The organism is Mesorhizobium sp. M4B.F.Ca.ET.203.01.1.1 (assembly GCF_004791025.1).
GTDB classification, from domain to species: Bacteria; Pseudomonadota; Alphaproteobacteria; order Rhizobiales; family Rhizobiaceae; genus Mesorhizobium; species Mesorhizobium abyssinicae.
Genome location: NZ_SRUO01000056.1, coordinates 1 through 484 on the forward strand (window position 1 = coordinate 1; position 484 = coordinate 484).

General features: G+C 65.1%; 1 protein-coding gene. It reads right to left on the minus strand.

Annotation, left to right across the window (positions count from 1 at the left end):
• A partial coding sequence (locus EN846_RS33595) for a 2-oxo acid dehydrogenase subunit E2 (protein ID WP_187331549.1) occupies positions 1-484 on the minus strand: 484 nt, incomplete at both ends.

The window sequence follows — 484 nt, forward strand, 5'->3', positions numbered from 1 at the left end:
GGGTTTTCGATCATGCGCTTGAAGGCGCCGAGCAGTTCGGCGCCGAGCGCGCCGTCGACGGCGCGGTGGTCGGTCGACAGCGTCACCGACATGACGTTGGCGATCTTGATCTCGCCATTCTTCACCACCGCCCGCTGCTCGCCGGCGCCGACCGCCAGGATCGTCGCATGCGGCGGGTTGATGACGGCGGCGAAATCCTTGATGCCGAACATACCGAGATTGGAAACAGCCGTGGTGCCGCCCTGGTATTCCTCCGGCTTCAGCTTGCGGCTGCGGGCGCGGCTGGCCAGGTCCTTCATCTCGTTGGAGATCGTCGACAGCGTCTTTTCGTCGGCATGGCGGATGATCGGCGTGATCAGGCCGCCAGGGATCGACACGGCGACGCCGACATCGGCGTGCTTGTGCTTGACCATGGCGCTGTCGGTCCACGAGGCATTGGCATCCGGCACCGCCATCAGCGCCATCGCCATCGCCTTGATCACCA